The organism is Natronomonas sp. CBA1123 (genome assembly GCF_009741925.1).
Classification (GTDB): domain Archaea; phylum Halobacteriota; class Halobacteria; order Halobacteriales; family Haloarculaceae; genus Natronomonas.
Map to the genome: position 1 here is coordinate 1 of NZ_WPCC01000028.1, position 20,132 is coordinate 20,132.

Consider the following 20,132-nt stretch of genomic DNA (forward strand, 5'->3'; position numbering starts at 1 on the left):
CCCCGACCTCCGCCCGCAACAGGTCGACGACCGCGGCTTCGCCGTCCGCGACGGCGACCTCGATTCCGTCGAGGTCACTCGCCGCCCCGACGACCGGGTCGCCGCCGGCTGCTTCGACGGCCGCCGCGAACGCCTCGTCACCGACGACACCGACGCGCTGACTCATCTGCCCGAAGGGACGGCCGGGGAGGGCAAAAAGGCCCCGTCCGCGACCGACGCACGGGAGGGTTTTTGTCCCGCCACTGCAACGGGGGAGATATGCGTAGCGTACTCGACGAGTGGCGGCCGATAGTCGACGAGACCATCGAGTCGCTGCTCCCCCGCGAGGTCGACGAGGCGTACCTCACGGAGTTCTTCGGCGAGGCGACGTTCGCCTACGACCCGACGGCGATACAGCACGCCCTCGCCGACCCCATCTGGGACCTGCTGGACCGCGGCGGCAAGCGCTGGCGGGCCGTCCTCTTTCTGTTGTTCGTCGATGCCTTCGGCGAGGACCCCGAGGAGTTCCTCGAGTACGCCACTATCCCCGAAGTGTTGCACAACGGGACCATCATCGTCGACGACGTCGAGGACGGTGCGACCCACCGCCGGGGCAGTCCCGCACTCCACCACACCCACGGGATGGACGTGGCGCTCAACGCCGGCAACGCGATGTACTTCCTCCCGCTGAAGGTCATCACGCGGAACCCGGCCGACCTTCCGGCCGAAACCCGACTGGCCGCCTACGAGATGCTCACCTTCGAACTCAACCGGACGCATCTCGGCCAGGGGATGGACATCTGCTGGCACAACGAGAAGGAGGTCCGCATCACCGAACCCGAGTACCTCGAGATGTGCGCCTGCAAGACCGGCTGTCTCGGGCGCATCGTCGCCCGATTGGCCGCCATCGTCACCGAGAACCCCGACGCCGAGGACGCCGTCGCGAACTACGCCGAGGACATGGCCGTCGCCTTCCAAATCGCCGACGACGTACTCGACGTCGAACACGCGATGGAGGAAGGCGGCTCCTTCGGAAAGGGCGTCGGAAACGACATCCGCGAAGGGAAGAAGACCCTGATGGTCATCCACGCCGCCGACAACGCGCCCGCGGAGGACGTGGCACGCCTCGAGGAACTGCTGTGGGCCGAAGAGAACACCGACGAGGAGGTCATGGAAGCCATCGACATCCTCGAATCCGCCGGAAGCGTCGAGTATGCACGCGGCGTCGCCGAAGACCTCTCGGCGGAGTCGCAGTCTCACCTCGACGATGTCGACCTCGAAGACGGGGCAGAACGGAAGCTCCGGTCGTTCGCCGAGTTCGTCGTCGACCGGGAACGATAGCGCCCGGGATTTGGAAACACATTAATGGGCTCCGTGCCGACGCCAACGTATGGACCCATCGGTTACGCTGTTCGGCCCGGTCGATACGTATCTCGCGCCGGTCATCGGGTACGTGCTGCTGGCGCTCATCCTCCTCAACGTTCTCGGCCGAGGCATCGAGTACAGACGAATCGCAAAGCAAGCCAAAGACGGCGCCGACGCCGTCAGTCGAAACCCGCTCCGCGTCGCGACGAACTTCCTGCTCGTCGTCGGGGGGTTCTACTACCTCACGGTCAACCGCCACGCGGGCCTCGTCGTCTCGCTGTTCGTCGTCACGATGGTCGTCGCCGACGTCTTCGAGTTCGAATCCCGGAAGGTCGAAGCGCGGCAGGACTGGGACGTCGAACGGCCGTGGGGCTCCCTCGCTGCCTCCGGCTTCGCACTCGCGTACATCGCCTACCAGACGCTGTTCTTCCTCGTTCGGCCGTTCTGGAGCGCCATCGTCTGACCGGTCGGAGCACTCGTCTCTTTTTACGCTGGCTCGTATCCGACCGGTGGACCCACCGAACGCGGCTCCGATAGCTGTCCGTTGACGCCACGCGTCGCTTCGATAATCGTTCCTGACGGACGAGCAACTGCTGTGCGTGTCGAACTGCCGCCAGGAGAGTCACACCGCTTTCCGTGTTGCTGTCGACTGAGCGTCGACGTTACGCCTCGGCGCTTCGCTCGTCGAAGTAATCGCGAAGTTCGTAGAACGCCGGGATGAGGAACCAGAACGTGATGACCCCGATGATGACGAACCCGGCGGTCACGTCACGGAGGAGCAACACCAACTCGGCGTACGTGCCGGGGTCCTCCGGCGGCGGCGCGATGAGCTGTGTCCCTTCGAAGCTCTCGGTCGTCAGCCACGCGGAGATAGCCATCCAGACGAGACCCCCGCCCGTGAGGATGGCGAGTCCTTTCGCGAATTCGTCAGCCATTATCCGAATCTTCGGCGGTGTCGTCTTTAGACTTTCCCATTCCCGCCGTCCGGAAGCGAGTCGAGAACGCGTACACTGCGCTCCCACCGACGATGAGCGCGAGCCCGACGGCGACGAGAAGCAGGTTCACGTCCTCCGGACTCGCCGTCGCACGCTGGGTGCCGCGGTCCAGCAGGACGAACCCCCCGAGAATCGAGACGATGGCGATGAGCGTCGAGAAGACGGTGACCGTCTTGTACAGCCGCAGCGGTACCACGATGTCCCGACCCGAGGCGCCGACCGCCATCTCCGCATCGGAGACGCGAGGGTCGTCGTCGGAGGCAGTGCTGTCGCTGTCGTCGTCGTCGGGAGTGTCGTCTGAAACCATGAGAGAACGAAAAGACGGTGAGCCGCGTTACTTCGGCGGGCGGAGCCGGTAGTACCGGCGGTTGAGTTCGAACATGTACCCCTCGCGCATCGTCTTCAGCACCGAGTAGGCGACGAAGGCGAACGCGAACGGGAGCATGAACGTCAGGATGAACAGCTCACCGGACGTCATCGGGAGCAGGTCCGTGATGAGGTTCTGGACTGCGAGCACCGCGATGGTGAACGCGAAGACGACGCCGCCGACGCCGACGGCCGCCCAGAACGGCTCCTCGACGGGTCGCCGTGCGCTGCCCTTGTTCAGGAACGGGACGATGGCGATGACGCCGACGACGACGAGGTTCGCGAGCACGCCGTACGTTCGGTCCGACATCAGTTTCTGCCCGCCGAGCAGCGACAGCTCGGGGTTGATGGGCGTCAGCTTGAGCAGGCCGAACGACCAGTACAGATACCAGTCCGGCAGGATGACCGCCGGCGTGGAGTTGGGGTCGGCCGGGCCCGGAATGTGCGGCGGAATCGCCGCGGCGATGAAGAACATCGCTCCGAGGAAGAACGACGTAATCGCGAGATTGCGAATCATCTCGTGGGGCCACGTCGGGAACGCGAGCACGTCACGCTCGACGTAGTCCGATGCGCGACGGAGGTCTTCGTCTTCCCGTCGGGACCGCTCGAAGTACTCGTAGGTCAGCCGAGCCAGCCCTTGGGTGCGCTCCTTGCGCTCGCTCCACGTGGGAGCCTGGTCGTCCTGTGGGACGATACCGCCTCCGTCCGTCTTCGGTTCGCCGCCGTCGGTTTTGGGTTCGTCGTTGCTCATTGTATCAGTGCGGTTCCGCGATGCCCTGCATCCAAACGATGCCGATGTGGATGGCGATGACGAGCGTCACCACGAACGGCAACAGGAAGACGTGCAGGATGTACATTCGTTGCAGCGTCGCTTCACCCAGCGTGAAGCCGCCGAAGATGAGCTGTGCCACCCAGTCGCCGATGAGCGGAATCGACAGCGCCATCTCGACGCCAATCTGGCCGGCCCAGTACGACAGCTGGCTCCACGGCAGCAGGTAGCCGGTGTAGCCGAACACCATCGTCAGCGAGATGAGGACGATGCCGATAATCCAGTTCAGCTCACGCGGCTCCTTGTAAGCGCCCGTGAAGTACACACGGAGCATGTGCAGGAAGACCGCGGCGGTCATCACCTGCGCCGACCAGCGGTGGAGGCTCCGCAGGAACGTCCCGAAGTTCAAATCGCCCATGATGAACAGGACGTTCGAGTAAGCGACCGAGGTGGCCGCATCCGCCGACGGTGCAGCCGTCGAGGGGGCGTAGTAGAAGCCCAATAGTGCACCCGTAATGGAGGCTACCACGTATGCGATGGTACTGAACGACCCTAACGCGTACAGCGGGTACCAGTACCAGAACTTGTTGTCGAGGTTGTACTGCTCGGTGTGGCTCTTCGGCATCTGGAGGTTCGTCTTGTAGTACATGTCCTCCAGCAGCTCCAGGTAATCGACGATGCGGAGCCGTTTGTCGAGCCAGATGAGGGTGGTGAGGTAGACCTCCTCGATGGGAGAGAGGTCCTTCGTCTCCATCCACCCTTCGTGGTCGTGTTCGTCTTTTCGTTCTAGGCTCATGGTTATTAGTCAGGTCGCGGGAGCGCGATGAACGTCCCGAACTCGGGGGTGAAGGGGTCGTACGTCGACTGGTGGCACTGACAGTAGACGCCGTTTTCGGCGTCGTACTGGGCGGCACTCGGACTGTCCTTGTAGCCGGGGACACAGCAGAAGTGCGTACAGACGTTGAGGTACGCGATGACGCCGTTGGCCGAGGCGGCCTCGATCCAGTTGCCGGCGTCGCTGTCCTCCTGGGCCAACTCCTCGATACGCGTACTCCGGATGAGCGTCACGGGCAGTTGTCCCTCGACGCCTTCGGAACGCCACGTTGTCGAGGCGGGTTTGCCGGTTCCGTCGTCGCCGATGCCGTTGCCCCAGTCCTCGTAGCCTTCGAAGTCGTCGATGTGGATGCGGTCGCCCTCGCTGAGTTCTTCGGCTTGCCACTCGTACGTCGGGGAGGCAGTGGACCGGAAGTAGTTGTCGAACTCGGCGCTGGGTTCGACGCCACCGGCGTTCTGCCGGCCGCAGTACTGATACCACGCCGAGGAGTACGTCTGTCCGCCCAACTCCATCTCGGCGACATCGTAGGTGACGCCGCCTTCGGTCACCGTCTGGACGTCCGGCCAGATGCCGCGAAGGTAGCCCTCGCCGTCCAGTTCCAGCGGGATGTACGGCATCCCACGAGGTGCTGGACCGCCGAGTTGTTGGATGGCGGCGAACTGCGTCGGACCGCCACCACCGCCACCCGCCTGCGTCGCGATGTCGATGGTTGCGGCACCCCCGACGCCGACGCCGGAGAGGGCCGCGCTCCCGACGACGCCTTTGACGAAGCGACGACGACCGGATTCGCTCGGATATTTGTCACTCATTGTTATTTCTTGTAGTATGGGTAGATGGCACGCTTCAGTTTGTCCAGCGTGCCGTCGGTGATTTCCTCACCGTACATGTCCTCCTCGCGGATGTAGAGGTCCTCCCACTTGCGGCGGCGCTTCTTGACGACCATCACGTCCGGGAGGAACTCCTTGCGGTACAGCAGCAGGATGAACGCGAGATTGATGAAGATGGCCGCGAGCAGCAGACCGAGGAGGACGTTACCGGCTTCCGTACCGGTCGAGGTACCGACGCCCCACCCGGCGGTGAAGCCGTAGGTGAACACGCCGACGAAGACGATTTGGATGACCGACAGCAACACGATGGTAATCGCGGCGACGGTGCTCTCACGCGCCGGTTCGTACCGGTGTATCGCGCCGTAGCTGTTGTCGGACATGTCAGTTACCTCCGCTCGTGTGCGGCGACTCGCCGTACTTCAGCATGAAGAACGTGAACAGCAGCGACACCGTAATCATCAGGATGACGCTGACGCCGACCCAGTGCTCGTGGATGTCCACGCCGAAGTGTGAGGGGTCCTTCAGCGACGGCCCGCTGGTGTCGATGGTGGGCACGTCGTCGCCGACGGCGATACCGCCCTTCATACCTTGTCCTTCGTGCGGATTGCAGTAATACGTCGTGATGCCGGCGTGGTCTTCCGTGAACTCGAACTCGTAGGTCGTGCCGGCCTCGCCAACGGGCGACCCGCTGTTGAGTTCGGCCGGTCCCTCGTTTGCGACGACGTTGTGGGCGCCGCCCTCGCCGGTCCATTCCCACGTCACCGTCGTTCCCGGCGAAATCCAAATCGCTGGCGGGTCGAACGCCAGTCCGTCACCGGCACCGACGGAGATGGTCACTTCGTCCTGGTCACGGAGGTCCTCGGCCGACTCGTACAGATTGGCGTCGTCGAGATAGGCACCGAAGTCCGGCTCGAGATTGCCGCCGCCCGAGCCGCCTCCTTCCTCTGCGGCTGCGGCTGGCTGTGCCGCGCCCGCGGCCGCCGTCGCGGCCACCGACGCACCACCGGCAGCGCGCATGAAGTCCCGCCTTTTCATACACCTGTTGGTCAGGACTGTTTGTGCTTAAACCCACCGATGGCGCCTTCGTGAGAGGGCCCTGTAACGCCGTCTAAACGCCTGTCTCTGCGTTCTCCTTCCCTCGCGGGGCGATGGACCTCCTACCTGTCTCCCGACTGAAGCTCGCTTCCCTCGTCGGCCTCCTCGATGGCCTCCCGGTGGATTCGCTCCATCGCCTCCTCGAGTTCCCGGCCGCCGGCTTCGAAGGCCTCCTCCGGCAGAAACGACGGCCGCTCGTCGGAGCCGGCACCGACCGCACGGAGTCTGTCTCGGTACTGCTCCGAGCGCATCCGGTCGGAGAGTCGCGCGTTCGCCACCGTCAAGAAGAGGAAGAACCCGATGACGAGGAAGAACAGCCCCAGCGTCACGATGATGGCGCCGCCGAAGCCGAGTCCGATTAAGTCGACGACGCCGGCCACCCACACGAGCAGGAAAATCACGCCCGAAAGCGTCGTCGCTCCGGCCACGACCTGCAACATTCGGTTGCCGAAGTCGCCGCTCCCCTCCGGGACCGTATCGGGGTGGGGCAGGCCGGCGTCGTCGTCGACTTCGGGAACGTCGTACTCCTCCATCGCACACAGCGCAATCATCGGCTCGACGTCACGGAGAATCGTCCCGGTCCCCTGAATCGACCCGTCCGGGCGGACGATGACGTACCCCTCGTCGGAGTAAGCCACCACACGGTCGTCGTCACCCTCGCCGACACGCTCGACGACGGCGAACACCTCCCGACGCTCGACGTTCGACCGGAGTTCGTCTTCGACCCGGTCGAGCAGTTCCGACCCAGTTATCCACGAATCCGCGTCGAAGACGGCCTCCCACTCGTCGGCGGACATCTCCGCCATCTCCGCGGGGCCGAAGTCGTCGAAGTCGTACTGTTCTTCGACCTGCCGGCGCAGTTCCTCCGTCGAGAGCGTCTCCGTCTCGCCGGCGCCTGCATCCGGCTCTGTGCCGTCGGATTCGGCAGCCTCGGCATCGGTCGACGCCGAATCCGTGGCGTCCGCTGCCTCCTCGGTCGGGTCCCGCGAGTCGGCCATTGCCGGATGTTGGGCCGTCGAGGGCTTACGCTTTCCGACCGCGGACGACACGGCACACTCAAACCCTCGCCGCCCCTACCGCCGACAATGGCCACGGACGCCCAAATCGCGACACTCGTCGTCATCTCCGTCGCCGCCAGTTTCCCCTGTTTTCTGTACGGCGCGTGGATAATGATAGACAACGAGAAGATTACGTGGGGGGTTCTCACCTACCACCTGAAGTTCATCTTCACCGGCCTGACGCTGACGACGGTGCCGCTTCTGTTCTGGATGCTCCCCCGTCTACTCGAACAGTTCGGGGGCTTTGCCGCCGCACACGCCTTCTTCGGCCTGCAGGCGTACGCGTTCCTCGCCTTCGGCTTCACCGGCATCGTCCGCATCTTCCGGGCGAAGTACGAACACGACCTCTACACCGAGTACGACGAGGACGTACTGCTCGACGAAATCGGCGGCGACAACATGGAGTTCTGGCGCCGACGCCTCCGTATCGGCGTCTTCGGCTACGTCGGCTGTTGGCTCATCGCCTTCCTGACCGGCTTTACGCGCTATCTCTCAGCGTACGTGTTCTGACGGTCGCCGTCTCGATTTTCACCACTCGCTGCCGTCGGCGAGGTCGACGGCGCCGTCTCCCTTCTCGGAGGGACAGATGTCGGCCAACACGCAGTCGTCACAGTCCGGGTTCCGGGCGGTGCAAGTCTCCCGTCCGTGACTGATGAGCAGGTGGGTGTACTCCTTCCAATCGTCCTCGGGGACGATACTCATCAAATCCTCCTCGATGTTTTCCGGGGACCGCTCCTCCGTGAGGCCGAGACGCCGCGAGATACGCTGGACGTGGGTGTCGACGACGATTCCTTCTGTGAGGTCGTGGCCGTGCTGGAGGACGACGTTGGCCGTCTTCCGACCGACGCCCGCGAGGTCGGTCAACTCCGACATCGTGTCGGGAACTTCGCCGCCGTGTTTCTCGACGATGTCGTCACACGCCGAGCGGATGTACTTCGCCTTGTTGTTGTAGTAGGTAATCGAGTTGATGTCCTCGGCGAGTTCCTCTTGCTCGGCCGCGGCGTACGCTTCCGGCCCGTCGTACTTCTCGAAGAGCTCCGCAGTGACCTTGTTGACGCGTTCGTCGGTACATTGTGCGGACAGCATCACCGCGATGAGCAACTCAAGTCGGTTCGAAAAGTCCAGTGAGATTTCGGGGTCGGGATACTGCTCGTACAGTCGGTCGAGTACCTTGACGACCTGTTCCTCGCGTGACTCCAGCGGCGTTCCCATACTCGATGGGTGGGTGGCTCCCCCTTTTCGCTGTCGGGTTGGCGACGCCGTGTGCTATCTTGTGACGCCCCTCCGATAGTTTCAATTCACTCTCCGTCCACGGGAGAAATATGCCCGGTCCAGCCTTCCTCCGCGGCGATACGGTCGACCTCCACACGGTCGAAGAAGACGACCTGCCGTTCCTCCATCGGCTCGTCAACGACCCACGCGTCTGGCGGTCGCTGTTCAACGCCGACCCTCAGACGATGGCCGACGAGCAGGCGTTCTACGAGAACGTCGTCACCGCCGACGGCGAGGTCCACCTGCTCATCTGTGACGACGGCGACCCCGTCGGAATCATCGGCCTCAATAGCATCGACCCGAGTTGGGGCATCGCCGAGGTCGGCTACTACGTCGACCCCGACGCCCACGGCCAGGGGTATGCGACGGCTGCAGTCGCGTTGCTCGTCGAGTACGCCTTCGACCAGCGCCGCCTCGAGAAACTGAAAGCCGATGCCTTGGCGACCAACGAGGCGAGTCAGCGCGTCCTCGAGAAGAACGGCTTCGTCGAGGAGGGTCGCTTCCGAGAACACGGGTACGTCGACGGCGAGCGCGTCGACGTGGTCCGGTACGGGCTGCTGGCCTCGGACCGCTAGAACGCGGCCGACGACTCCGAGACGCTCTGTCGCCACGCCGCGCCCTCTGCGGGCGTCGTGGTTTCGGCGTCGCCGTCGGCGCTCGCCTCGAACAGCGCCGAGAGTTGCCACACTTCTCGCTCGGAGGCGTCACACTGCAGACAGACTAACGAGACCCGGTCGAGCGCCTCGATGCGGCAGTCGACGCCGGTCTGTCGCTCGACGAGTTCCCTCGCCGCCGCCGGCAGTGACCCACCCGCCTCGACGACGCCGCCGGGGGTCACCCACTCGTCGTCGCCGCTGACGGCCAAGACGCCGTCGGCACCTTCGACACGAACCCGAACCTCGGCGATGTCACCGCGACCCTCGACGGACTCGAACTCCTCGCTGTCGACTGACACCGTCGTCTGCTGTACGTCGAATCCCTCGTATCGCTCGTAGAGTGCGTCCAGATACGCGGAGACGCCGCCGGAGATATCGGGAGAACTCATTGACAGGTCGAAGTTCGGGAGCCCCATAAACCCGTCCAATCCGGAACCTTACAGGACGCCGGTGACTGTGGCCGCCTCGATTGCGGCGTCCTCCTCGATGCCGTCACCCAAGATGGTGTAGCGGTCCCGAATCTCGTGGGCCGTCGTCATCGCCTCGATGAACTGCTCGGGGTCGATGCCGAGGTCCTCGGCGGTCGTCGGCGCGTCGATGCCGGCCAGCGCATCGTGGACGCGGTGCCACTCCCCGCTTTCGCCGCTGTGGAGGTACTCCGTGACGATGGAGGCGACGCCGACCTGGTGGCCGTGCAACGCCGCACCGGGTGCGATTCGGTCCAACTGGTGGGAGATGAGGTGTTCGGCACCCGAGGCGGGACGAGAGGAACCCGCAATCGACATTGCCACGCCCGAGGACACGAGCGCCTTCACGACGACCCACGCCGACTCCTCTAAACCGCGTTTGATAGAGCTCGATTGCTCGACGAGCATCTCGGCGGTCATCTGTGAGAGCGCGCCGGCGTACTCGCTGTACTCGACGTTCTTCAGCCGGTGGGCTAACTGCCAGTCCTTCACCGCCGTGTAGTTTGAGATGATGTCGGCACAGCCGGCGGTCGTCAGCCGCCACGGCGCTTCGGCGATGAGTTCCGTGTCGGCGATGACCGCAAGCGGCGGGTCGGCGGCGACGGAGTGGCGGCTGTCGCCGTCCGGCACCGACCCCCGCCCGGAGACGATGCCGTCGTGGCTGGCCGCCGTCGGTACCGAGACGAACCCACAGCCGCGCTCGTCGGCCGCCATCTTCGCGATGTCGATGGGTTTGCCACCGCCCAAGCCGATGAGAAAGCCGGCATCGACCGCTTCGGCCGTCTCCAAGACATCCTCGACTGCGGAGAAGGTGGCTTCCTCGACGATAGCAATCGCGGGGTCGAAGCCGGCGGCCTCGAAGGCCTCGACGAGACGGTCAGCGGCCAACTCCTCCGGCGTCGGCGAGGTGACGATGAGCGGCCGCCCGGTGAGATACAACTCGTCGATGACCTCGACGGCGCTGTCGAGGACGCCGTGACCGACGACGACGCTTCGCGGCAGGCGAATCCACGACGACTTCTCGAACATAGCGGACGTGTGCGAGGACAGGTGAAAACCGTTCCCCCTACTGGACCGTCTCCAGTACGTCGAGTAAGCGCGCTTCGGTCTCGCGGTCCGGGCCGTTGTCCCGGCCCGTCCGCTCGGAGTTGCGGTAGTCCTCAACTGTCTCCGCCAACGCCGTCTCGTGGGGCGTCGACTCCCAGCCCAAAGACCGGAGTTTGCTCGTCTCCAGCAGATGGGGGTATCCCCGGTAGATGGGGAAGTCGTCCAGCGACAGTCCGACCGCGCCGAGTTCCCGCTCGCTCGCATGGACCGTCTCGACATCGGTGTCGCAGGCGTCGGCGAGTAACTCGACCCACTCGCCGAGGACGGGCGCGTGGCCGTCGCCGACGTTGTACGCCTCGCCGGCCGCACCCTCCTCGGCGACGGTTCGGAGTGCCGAGGCTACGTCCTGCACGTAGACGAGGTGCCAGAGGTTCGTCCCGTCGCCGGGGACGACGATGCGGTCGTGGTTCTCGACGCGGTCTATCCAGTAGTTGAACCGCTCGGTGTAGTCGTAGGGGCCGTAGACGACCGGCGGCCGGACGGCCATGGCGTTGACACCACGGTCGGCGGCGGCGAACACCGCGCGGTCGCCCTCTGCCTTCCGGGGGCCGTAGGAGTCCATCGAGTCGTCGACCGCCTGCTCGGTCGAGCAGTCACACAGCGCCGTTTCCCCCCCCCCCTCGCGTTTCGGAATCCGCTCGTCGCCGTAGGCCGCCCCCGAGGAGATGTAGACGTAGGCGTCGACGTCGCTGAAGATGTCGGTCGCCGTGTGGACGTCGCGTGGGTAGTAGGCGACGCAGTCGACGACCACGTCGGGGTCGATGTCGAGTCCCGCCCGGCGGAGTTCCGCCTCGTTGGTCCGGTCGCCGGAGACGTGAGCCACGCGGTCGTCGCCGGCGAAGGGGTTGTCGTGATTGCCGCGGTTGAAAATCGTCACGTCGTAGCCCGCATCGAGGAACTCCTCGACGGTGTGTCGGCCGATGAATCGCGTACCGCCGATGACGAGTGCGTGGTCGGACATACCTGTCGCTGGGGGCGCGACGCGAAAAAGGGTGTGGACAGCACGCCAAACGCCGACGTACCGCCTACAGCGAGACGCCAATCGCGACGACGTTCTCCGCCGGCGCGAACGTCGCAGAGAGGTCCTCCTCGTCGACCGTCGCCAGCACCTCGGCGGGGCCGACCTCGTAGGCGTTGGTTTCCTGTGGGCTGTCGGGCGATTCGATGAAGTAGGAGAACGTCTTCGAGTCGCCATCACCGGACGGCAGGTCGTCGGTGTTGAAGGTGCCAAAGGAGACGACGCCGTCGCCGTCTTTCTTGCCGTCACCGAGCGATTCGAGCAGTTCCCACTCCGGCGGGAACGAATCCCGAATCTCGACGGTATCGGCATCGGTGTCGACCGACTCGAGGGTCACCTCGACGCGATTGGCGCGTCCGCCGGGCGTCGCCGACGCATCCACGTTACGGCTCCCGGACGCGGCGAGAGCCGCACCGACGCCGCCAGGGTCGACGCTCCAGTCGTCGACGCGACCGTACTCGCGTTTCGTCTCGCCAGTCTACGAATCTGCTTGAACCCGAGCGCCGAGGTGAACACGACGTTCCCGAGGAAGGTCAGCGTGTAGTTCTGCAGGCCGAAGGGATGGAGGTTCGCCTGCGTCGCCGGCGGGAGCAGCGAGGAGATGTAGTGGATGCCGCGACCGCTGTCGGTGCTCTCGGTGACCGAGCCGGTCGCCACCAGCCCGTTAGTGCGCGCTGCCACCGAAGCGATACCCTCGTTGGCCGCCGAGAGGAACGCCGACTCGTCGACGAGGTCCATCGGTGCCGAGCCGCTGACCTGATAGCCGAGCGGCTGGACCTTCCAGAGTTGGTTCTGGATGGGTCGGACGCTGTCGTCGAACAGCGGATGGTCGAGGTTCTTGTCGGTGTACCGGGCCACGTCGAGGAACTGCCGCTGGACGTTCGACTCGCCGATGGCGGACCCATCGAACAGTTCGTTGTCGAGTTCCGGCAGGACGTAGGTGCCCGTGTCGGTGACGACGAGATTGCCACCCGAATCAACGAAGTCGTCGAGAGCATCGGTGTAGTCGTCGTCGGTTACGCCCTCCGTAATTTCGACGTTCGCGTTGACGTTCTTCGAGACGCCCTCGGAGATGCGCTCGGTCGGCGAGACGTAGTCGTGGATGAGGACCGCGTGCTCGTACTCATCGAGGGCACCCTGTTTTACGTCCTCGACGGTGACCGGGTCGACGGTACCATCGTCGATGAACGTCCGCAGGGTTCCGCGCTTCTCGGCGGACTGGTAGTCCTCGAAGAACTGGAACGGCGTCACGTCGTAGGCGGTCTGTTCGTACCCCTCGTTGCCCCAGCTGTCGACACTCGATGGGTCGGGGTTGCTCTGGGCAGCCAGCGTCCACCGCTGCATCTCGACGAGTTGGCCGGCTTCCTGGTAGTTGGCGATGCTGAGCGTCCACGTGCCAGGGTCGGGGTCGCTGACGGTGAACTCCGGTAAGCCACAGCACTTGCCGCCGACTCGCTCCTCGGTGACGCCCTCGAACTCGTACACCGTCTCGCCGGACGGCGAGCGGAGTTCGAGGTCCGCGATGACGTCCTGTCCGTGGAGGTGGACCCCCATGCTGTTGAGGTCGGTCTCCGTCACGTCGAAGGTCAACTCGGTGCGGTCGGCCGCGAGTTCGGTCTCCTCGGTCGTCTCGTAGAACTGGGTATCGGGGTCGAAACTGAGTTGGCTCTCCGTCCGTCGCAGGGCGTCGTCAGCGCTTCCGGGGTCGCCAGTCGTGATGTAGGCGACCGAATCGCCGCCGGTCTCGGTTTCGGTGCTGAACTGCTCGTCGGTCGTCGGCGTGTCGGTGTTGTTGACCGCGAACTGCGTGATGGTTCGGATGGCTGCTCGGTAGCCTGTGACCTCCATCTCGAACAGCTCGGGGTTGTAGACGTTACCGCCGAGCATATGGTTGAACGACATCTCGAAGTCCAGCGTCGTCATGTCCAGCCCGATGGGTTCGGGGTGGGCCATCCAGTCGAGGAACGCCCCCGAAACCGTGTAGCCGATGGTGTCGTAGATGGTGGCGTAGTCGAAGGCACTCTCCGGGACGACGCCGAACAACACCGGCGAGAACTGCTGGTCGCCGACGAGGTCGACGCGGGCCTGCCCGACGGTCTCCCAAGTGTCGAGGGCCTCAGCCAGCGTGTCGTTGATGTTGAGGCACATCTCGTAGACCTCGTGCAGTTCGCGGGTGTTGAACTGGTCTTGGCTGATGAGCCCCAACACGAAGTTGTTGAACACGGGGCCACCGTGGAGGTCCGCGCCGTAGTTGAGGTTCTGGTAGTCCTGGAAGTAGTCGACGAGCGCCTTCGCGTCGGGCACCTTCTCGTTGACGAACGACGGCTCCTCGCCGGTGTAGTTGGCCGGGGGTGCCGGGAAGTGTGCGGGGTTGATGTAACCGACTGCCGGGTACTGTCGATTCGTGTCGAACACCTCGGCGTTGCCGCGTTCGTACAGCGGTGCGGCCGGAGCCCGTGGAAGCCCCGTCCCGGGACCGCCGACCTGCCATCCGGAGTCGTACTGCGGGTTCCGGACCGCCCAGCCGTCCGGGTTGGTGAAGCCGATGATGACGACCACATCGTCGAGTAGCGGTTCGAGTTTCGCGTCGCTTCCGGGCACGTCCGGCTCGGAGCCGCGGGCGGCGTTCTCCAACACCCGAGCGCCGGTCTCGCGGCCGGCCATCTCCAGCCCGTGCAGCGAACACGAGAAGAACACCTTCTCTTTGTCCTCGAAGTCCGTCGTCGAATCGAAGTTCGTCAACTCGACGACGTACATCCCCTTCGGGTCCAGGCGGTCGGTGACGTTGTTGGTGTGGCCCGGCGACTGGCCGACGCGTTTCACGCGGATACGGTCGGGATAGCGCTCTTCGAGCACGTCGAGGCCGTCCTTCAGCTGCTCGAAACCGATGTAGTCGACCGACCGTCGCGGTTCCGGGAACACCCCCGCCGGATAGTAGCCGATTCGCCAGAAGGGATTCGACCCCGGCGCGAACTGGAACTCGGAGGCTGACGGCAACTCCGCGAGGGTCGAGGCCTGCGTCGTCGTCAACTGGGCGTAGCCAGCGGGTTCGGGCGACGTAATGGTCTCGGTTTCGACATCGGAATCGAGGAGTCCCTCCATCGCCGTCGGGCCGCTCGCATCCGAGAACCGAACCAGCGTCGGTACCTCGTAGTCTTCGGGAGTGTGATTCAGTACGTACTGATACTCCGTCGAGAACGCCGAGGCGCTTGCGTCGGCCGTCGCGTTCCCCGGAAGCGTCAGGGCGGCACCGGTCGCCGCCGACAGCTGCATGAATCGCCGGCGCGACACCGGCGAACCGTCGAATGGGTCGTCGTTGCTCATGTGTGACTCACACGACCAGACCCACTATCACTTACAAAACGTTGTGACAAACCTATCCAAACAAACCCACTTTTTGCACGAGAACGCGGGTCGCGCGCCGGACGGCGCGCGACACCGGTTCTCGGCAAAAACGTGGGGAAAAATAGCGCGTACTCCTTCTGCTCGCTTCGCTCGCGTCAGTCCGTGCGCGCTACCGATGCCTCACGCCTCCGGCGTTCGGCATCGGAGAAACGCCTCGCTTCGCTCGGCGTATACTACCATTAGCTGTACGTCCAGCATCCGCGAGCGCCGAAGGCGCGAGCGGTTCGCCGGACGCGACCGTAGGGAGCGTCCGGGTCGTTTTTCCCCACGTTTTTGCGAGGAGCGGTTCGCGCTCCGCGCGAACCCGACGAAGTAAAAAGTGGGTTTTAGTCGTCGCTCGCCACGTGACCCGTCTGGTCGGCAGCGGCGTCGGGCGTCGCCGAATCCGGCAGTTCGGTGCGCACGTCGGCCTCCTCGCGCTCTTCGATGATGTCGGCGTAGGCGTCGGGCAGCACCTTCACGAACTTCGGCAGTTCCTCCTCCCAGTTGTCGAGGATGTACTCGGCGCGGTCCGAATCGGTGTAGGCGACGTGGTTCTCCAGCAGGCGCCGGAGCATCTCGCGGTCCTTCGCGTCGAGTTCGTCCATCGTCGACACCATGCCGTAGTTGACCTTCTCCTCGAAGTCGCCCTCGCGGTCGAGGACGTAGGCGACGCCGCCGGACATCCCGGCGGCGAAGTTCTTGCCCGTCTGGCCGAGACAGGCGACGACACCGCCGGTCATGTACTCACAGCCGTGGTCGCCGACCGATTCGACGACGGCCTTGACGCCGGAGTTGCGGACGCCGAAGCGCTCGCCGGCCATCCCGTTGATGTAGGCCTCACCCTGCGTGGCGCCGTAGAGTGCGACGTTGCCGATGAGGATGTTCTTCTCGGGTTCGTAGGGGGCGTCGTTCGGCGTGTTGACGACGAGTTTGCCGCCGGAGAGTCCCTTGCCGACGTAGTCGTTCGCGGTGCCGGTCAACTGCATCGTCACGCCGTCCTGCAGGAACGCGCCGAAGCTCTGTCCGGCGGTGCCGCCGAAGTCGACGGTGATGGTGTCGTCCGGCAGGCCCTCGGTACCGTAGGCCTTCGAGATACGGTTCGACAGTGTCGCACCGACCGCACGGTTGACGTTCGAGATGTCGCTGTCGATGTGGACCGGTTCGCCGGTTTCGATTGCGTCCTCGGCTTCGTCGATGAGGTCCCAGTCGAGGGCCTCGTCGATTTCGTGAGCTTGGGGGTCCGTCTTCGTCCGCTGGTCGCCGGCGGGTTCGGCGAGAATCGCCGAGAGGTCGAGTTTCTTCGCCTTCTCCTGTTGGACGTCGTCGCGCTGTCGGAGGGTGTCGACTTGTCCGACCATCTCTTCGACGGTCTCGAAGCCGAGGTCGGCCATGATTTCCCGCAGTTCCTGGGCGATGAACGTCATGTAGTTGACGACGTGCTGTGGTTCGCCGGGGAACCGCTGGCGGAGTTCCTCACGCTGGGTCGCGACGCCGACCGGACAGGTGTTCTCGTGGCACTGACGGGCCATCACACAACCGGAGGTGACGAGCGGCGCGGTGCCGAAGACGTACTCCTCGGCGCCGAGCAAGGCGCCGACTGCCACGTCGTAGCCGGTCTTCATCCCGCCGTCGACGGTGACGCGGATGCGCGAACGCAGGTCCGTCGAACACAGCATCTGGTTGGCCTCGGCGAGGCCGAGTTCCCACGGCAGGCCGGCGTTCTTGATGGAGGTTTTCGGTGAAGCGCCGGTGCCGCCGGAGTGTCCGGAGATGTGTACTACGTCGGCGTTGGCCTTCGCGACCCCCGCCGCAATCGTGCCGATGCCGGCCTCCGAGACGAGTTTGACGTTGATGTCGGCGTCGGGGTTTGCGGCCTTCAGGTCGTGGATGAGCTGCTTGAGGTCCTCGATGGAGTAGATGTCGTGCAGCGGCGGCGGCGAGATGAGGCCGACGCCCGGCGTCGAGTACCGGACGTGGGCAATCATCTCGTTGACCTTCCGGCCGGGAAGGTGGCCGCCCTCACCGGGCTTGGAGCCCTGTGCCATCTTGATTTGAATCTCGTCGGCGTTGGTGAGGTAATCGCTCGTGACGCCGAAGCGGCCGGATGCGACCTGCTTGACGCTGCACTCCTTTTCGGTGTTGAACCGCTCGGGCGGTTCGCCGCCCTCACCGGTGTTGGACTTGCCGCCGAGGCGGTTCATCGCGATGGAGTTGTTCTCGTGGGCCTCCGGCGAGAGGCTGCCGAGACTCATCGCGGCCGTCGAGAAGCGCTGGACGATGTCCTCAACGGGTTCGACGTTATCGATATCGACGGGGTCGCGGTCGGAGTCGAACTCAAGCAGCCCGCGGAGCGTCTGGAGGTTCTCCGTCTGGTCGTTCATCAGCTCGGCGAACTCCCGGTACTGCTCGTAGTCGCCCTGTCGGACGGCCTTCTGGAGCGTCCCGACCGTCTCGGGGTTCCACTCGTGGAACATCCCCGAAGAGCGGTGTTCGTACTCGCCCTGGTGTTCGAGGTCGGGGTCCTCGCCGAAGGCAATCTCGTAGCGCTTCCGGAGGTCCGACTCGATGTCCCCGATGTCGACGCCTTCCGTCCGGGCCGTCGTTCCCTCGAAGTACTCCGCGACGAAATCGGAGTCGAGACCGACCGCTTCGAAAATCTGGGCGCCCTGATAGGACTCGACCGTCGAGATGCCCATCTTCGCCATCGTCTTCAGCAGGCCGTCCTCGACGGCCTTGATGTACGCCTCGATTGCTTTCTCCTCGTCGGCGCCGTCGGGGCCGGCGACGAGGTCCGTGATGGACTGGTAGGCGAGGTAGGGGTTCACCGCGCCGGCGCCGTAGCCGATGCAGGTCGCGACGTGGTGGACCGCACGCGGGTCGCCCGACTCGAGCACGATGCCGACGTGGTTCCGGAGGCCGTTGCGGACGAGGTGGTGGTGGACCCCACCAGTCGCCAACAGCGCGGGGATGGGGAGTGCCTCGGGACCGGCCTCGCGGTCCGACAGCACGATGATGTCGTGGTCCTGTGCGGCTTCGGTAGCCTCCTCGCGGAGCGCCTCGACGGCGGCTTCGAGGTCGCCGTCGGGGTCGTAGGTGATGTCGAGGACGTACGTCGAGAGTTCGCCGTCATCGCCGTCGAGGTCCTTGATGGATGCCGTTTTGGCGTCCGTCAGGACGGGAGAGTCGACGACGAGCTGTCGGGCGTGGGCCGGCGTCTCGTCCAGCAGGTTCCGCTGGTGGCCGAGACGCGACTCGAGTGAGGTAACGAGTTCCTCGCGGATGTAGTCCAGCGGCGGGTTCGTCACTTGTGCGAACAGCTGTTTGAAGTAGGTGAAAAGCGGCCGGTTGAACTGCGAGAGGACACTGAGCGGCGTGTCGTCACCCATCGAGCCGACGGGGTCCTTCCCGTCGCGGGCCATCGGCTCCAAGAGGTGGTTCATCTCGTCGTGGGTGTAACCGTACAACGCCTGATGGGCGCGAAGCCCCGACACGTCGTCTCGCGGTAGGGCGTCGTCGGAGTCGGCGATGTCGTCGATGGTGACCTGCTCGTCGTCGACCCACTCGGCGTACTTGTCGTCGACGAGGTCGTCGAAGATTTCTTCGTCGGGGATGACACGGCCCTCCTCGGGGTCGGCGAGGAACAACTGTCCGGGCTGAAGTCGGTCCCGTCGCACGATATCTCCGAAGTCGTGCTCGAGGGCGCCGGCCTCGCTGGCCATCACGAGCGTGTTGTCGCTGGTCACGTCGTAGCGGCACGGTCGGAGGCCGTTTCGGTCCAGCACGGCACCGACCCGTTCGCCGTCCGTGGCGGCGACGAGGGCGGGGCCGTCCCACGGTTCGACCAAGGAGGCGTGGTAGTCGTACCACTCGCGTCGCTCCTCGGGGACGCGGTTTGCCTCGCCGCGCCACGCCTCGGGGATGAGCATCCGGAGGGCGTGTGGCATGTCGCGGCCGCCCTGCATCAGCAGTTCCAGCGCGTTGTCGACGGAGGCGGTGTCCGACTGATTGGGGTCGTTGATGATGGGTCGCAGCGTCTCGATGTCGTCGCCGAAGGCCTCGTCTTCGAGGTCGTCCTCGCGGGCGCGCATCCAGTTGATGTTGCCCTGGATGGTGTTGAACTCGCCGTTGTGGATGATGTTGCGGTAGGGGTGGGCGAGGTGCCACGCGCCGAGGGTGTTCGTCGAGAACCGGGCGTGGACCATCGCGAAGACCGATTTCACGCGCTCGTCTTCGAGTTCGGGGTAGTAGGCCGGGAGTTGCTCGGCGGTCAGAAGTCCCTTGTAGACGACGGTGTCGCGGTCCAGAGAACAGACGTAGAAGCGGCCGGAGCCGTCGGGGCGGCGCTCCTCGATGGTGTTCTCGAGGTCGCGGCGGCCGACGTACAGCGCGCGGTCGAAGGCGTCGTCGTCGAGGTCCGAGCGGACGAAACACTGGACGACAGCGGGTTCGGATTCGGTCGCGGTCCGTCCCAACTCGCTGTTGTCCGTCGGCACCTCGCGCCAGGCGAACACGTCGAGTCCGTGCTCGGCGAGGACGGACTCGACGAGGTCCTGTAGATGTGCGGCCTCGTCGGCGTCCTGCGGCATGAATAGCGAGCCGACGGCGTACTCGCCGGGGTCTGGGAGGTCGTCGATTTCGTCGGCGAAGAACTCGTGCGGCGTCTGGAGCATGATACCAGCGCCGTCGCCGGTGCCTTCGTCGGCACCCGTCGTTCCGCGGTGTTCGAGGTTTTCGAGTAGTTCGATACCGTCCGCGACGGTTCCGTGGGAGACGCCGCCGTCGAGGTCCATGACGACGCCTACCCCACAGTTGGCGCGGTAGTCGTCTGAGTCTACGAGTCCGGCCGAACCCGTAGAGGAGTCGATTCGCTCAGGCATACCACACACTCACGAACACCTCAATAAGAGGCTTCCCCTCAAAGACTAAAGGTTAGTTT

19 protein-coding genes are annotated in these 20,132 nt (G+C 64.7%); 4 read left to right on the forward strand and 15 right to left on the reverse strand.

Annotation, left to right across the window (positions count from 1 at the left end):
- The first annotated feature begins 258 nt into the window (after positions 1-258).
- Positions 259-1,320, forward strand: coding sequence for a polyprenyl synthetase family protein (locus tag GJ631_RS12420; RefSeq protein ID WP_156709463.1), 1,062 nt, complete (start codon positions 259-261; stop codon positions 1,318-1,320).
- A gap of 49 nt (positions 1,321-1,369) precedes the next feature.
- Positions 1,370-1,807, forward strand: a complete 438-nt coding sequence (locus GJ631_RS12425) for a hypothetical protein (RefSeq protein WP_156709464.1) — start codon at positions 1,370-1,372, stop codon at positions 1,805-1,807.
- Between the two features lie 199 nt (positions 1,808-2,006).
- Here GJ631_RS12425 and GJ631_RS12430 read toward each other — a convergent pair whose 3' ends face one another.
- From GJ631_RS12430 to GJ631_RS12465, 8 genes are all read right to left on the reverse strand, one after another.
- The gene (locus tag GJ631_RS12430; RefSeq protein WP_156709465.1) at positions 2,007-2,279 is read right to left on the reverse strand and encodes a hypothetical protein; all 273 of its coding nucleotides are present in this window, start codon (positions 2,277-2,279) and stop codon (positions 2,007-2,009) included.
- Positions 2,272-2,565: a hypothetical protein gene (locus GJ631_RS12435; RefSeq protein WP_156709498.1), complete on the reverse strand. Its 294-nt coding sequence runs from the start codon at positions 2,563-2,565 to the stop codon at positions 2,272-2,274. The genes GJ631_RS12430 and GJ631_RS12435 overlap by 8 nt, the downstream gene beginning before the upstream one ends.
- A 108-nt stretch (positions 2,566-2,673) precedes the next feature.
- Complete coding sequence (locus GJ631_RS12440; protein ID WP_156709466.1) at positions 2,674-3,456, reverse strand: cytochrome bc complex cytochrome b subunit; 783 nt, start codon at positions 3,454-3,456, stop codon at positions 2,674-2,676.
- Positions 3,457-3,460: 4 nt separating this feature from the next.
- The gene (locus GJ631_RS12445; RefSeq protein ID WP_156709467.1) at positions 3,461-4,270 is read right to left on the reverse strand and encodes a cytochrome bc complex cytochrome b subunit; all 810 of its coding nucleotides are present in this window, start codon (positions 4,268-4,270) and stop codon (positions 3,461-3,463) included.
- Positions 4,271-4,275: 5 nt separating this feature from the next.
- Positions 4,276-5,124, reverse strand: coding sequence for a ubiquinol-cytochrome c reductase iron-sulfur subunit (locus tag GJ631_RS12450; RefSeq protein ID WP_370518663.1), 849 nt, complete (start codon positions 5,122-5,124; stop codon positions 4,276-4,278).
- Complete coding sequence (locus tag GJ631_RS12455; protein WP_156709469.1) at positions 5,121-5,516, reverse strand: hypothetical protein; 396 nt, start codon at positions 5,514-5,516, stop codon at positions 5,121-5,123. The genes GJ631_RS12450 and GJ631_RS12455 overlap by 4 nt, the downstream gene beginning before the upstream one ends.
- Position 5,517: 1 nt before the next feature.
- Positions 5,518-6,171 carry a halocyanin domain-containing protein gene (locus GJ631_RS12460; protein ID WP_156709470.1) on the reverse strand — a complete coding sequence of 218 codons (654 nt, stop codon included), beginning with the start codon at positions 6,169-6,171 and terminating at the stop codon, positions 5,518-5,520.
- A gap of 122 nt (positions 6,172-6,293) precedes the next feature.
- Positions 6,294-7,229, reverse strand: a complete 936-nt coding sequence (locus tag GJ631_RS12465) for a hypothetical protein (protein WP_197425038.1) — start codon at positions 7,227-7,229, stop codon at positions 6,294-6,296.
- An 87-nt stretch (positions 7,230-7,316) separates the two neighbouring features.
- On the opposite strand from GJ631_RS12465, the gene GJ631_RS12470 reads away from it, so the two are divergent.
- Positions 7,317-7,799: a hypothetical protein gene (locus GJ631_RS12470; protein ID WP_156709471.1), complete on the forward strand. Its 483-nt coding sequence runs from the start codon at positions 7,317-7,319 to the stop codon at positions 7,797-7,799.
- A gap of 18 nt (positions 7,800-7,817) precedes the next feature.
- On the opposite strand, the gene nth is transcribed toward GJ631_RS12470, so the two are convergent.
- Positions 7,818-8,501 carry an endonuclease III gene (gene nth / locus GJ631_RS12475; RefSeq protein ID WP_156709472.1) on the reverse strand — a complete coding sequence of 228 codons (684 nt, stop codon included), beginning with the start codon at positions 8,499-8,501 and terminating at the stop codon, positions 7,818-7,820.
- 110 nt (positions 8,502-8,611) lie between these two features.
- On the opposite strand from nth, the gene GJ631_RS12480 reads away from it, so the two are divergent.
- The gene (locus tag GJ631_RS12480; protein ID WP_156709473.1) at positions 8,612-9,136 is read left to right on the forward strand and encodes a GNAT family N-acetyltransferase; all 525 of its coding nucleotides are present in this window, start codon (positions 8,612-8,614) and stop codon (positions 9,134-9,136) included.
- On the opposite strand, the gene GJ631_RS12485 is transcribed toward GJ631_RS12480, so the two are convergent.
- The 6 genes from GJ631_RS12485 to gltB all read right to left on the reverse strand — a co-directional run bounded on the left by GJ631_RS12485 (position 9,133) and on the right by gltB (position 20,073).
- Positions 9,133-9,606 (reverse strand): NUDIX hydrolase, encoded by a 474-nt coding sequence (locus GJ631_RS12485; protein ID WP_156709474.1) that lies wholly within the window; start codon positions 9,604-9,606, stop codon positions 9,133-9,135. The two genes, GJ631_RS12480 and GJ631_RS12485, sit on opposite strands and share 4 nt — an antisense overlap.
- A gap of 48 nt (positions 9,607-9,654) precedes the next feature.
- Positions 9,655-10,713, reverse strand: a complete 1,059-nt coding sequence (locus GJ631_RS12490; protein WP_156709475.1) for an NAD(P)-dependent glycerol-1-phosphate dehydrogenase — start codon at positions 10,711-10,713, stop codon at positions 9,655-9,657.
- Positions 10,714-10,750: 37 nt separating this feature from the next.
- Complete coding sequence (locus GJ631_RS12495) at positions 10,751-11,752, reverse strand: NAD-dependent epimerase/dehydratase family protein (protein WP_156709476.1); 1,002 nt, start codon at positions 11,750-11,752, stop codon at positions 10,751-10,753.
- Between the two features lie 64 nt (positions 11,753-11,816).
- A complete protein-coding gene (locus tag GJ631_RS12500) occupies positions 11,817-12,146 on the reverse strand; it encodes a hypothetical protein (RefSeq protein WP_197425040.1) in 330 nt (109 codons plus the stop codon).
- Complete coding sequence (locus GJ631_RS12505) at positions 12,143-15,133, reverse strand: M14 family metallopeptidase (RefSeq protein ID WP_156709478.1); 2,991 nt, start codon at positions 15,131-15,133, stop codon at positions 12,143-12,145. The genes GJ631_RS12500 and GJ631_RS12505 overlap by 4 nt, the downstream gene beginning before the upstream one ends.
- Positions 15,134-15,540: 407 nt before the next feature.
- Positions 15,541-20,073 (reverse strand): glutamate synthase large subunit, encoded by a 4,533-nt coding sequence (gene gltB / locus GJ631_RS12510; RefSeq protein WP_156709479.1) that lies wholly within the window; start codon positions 20,071-20,073, stop codon positions 15,541-15,543.
- Positions 20,074-20,132 lie beyond the last annotated feature (59 nt).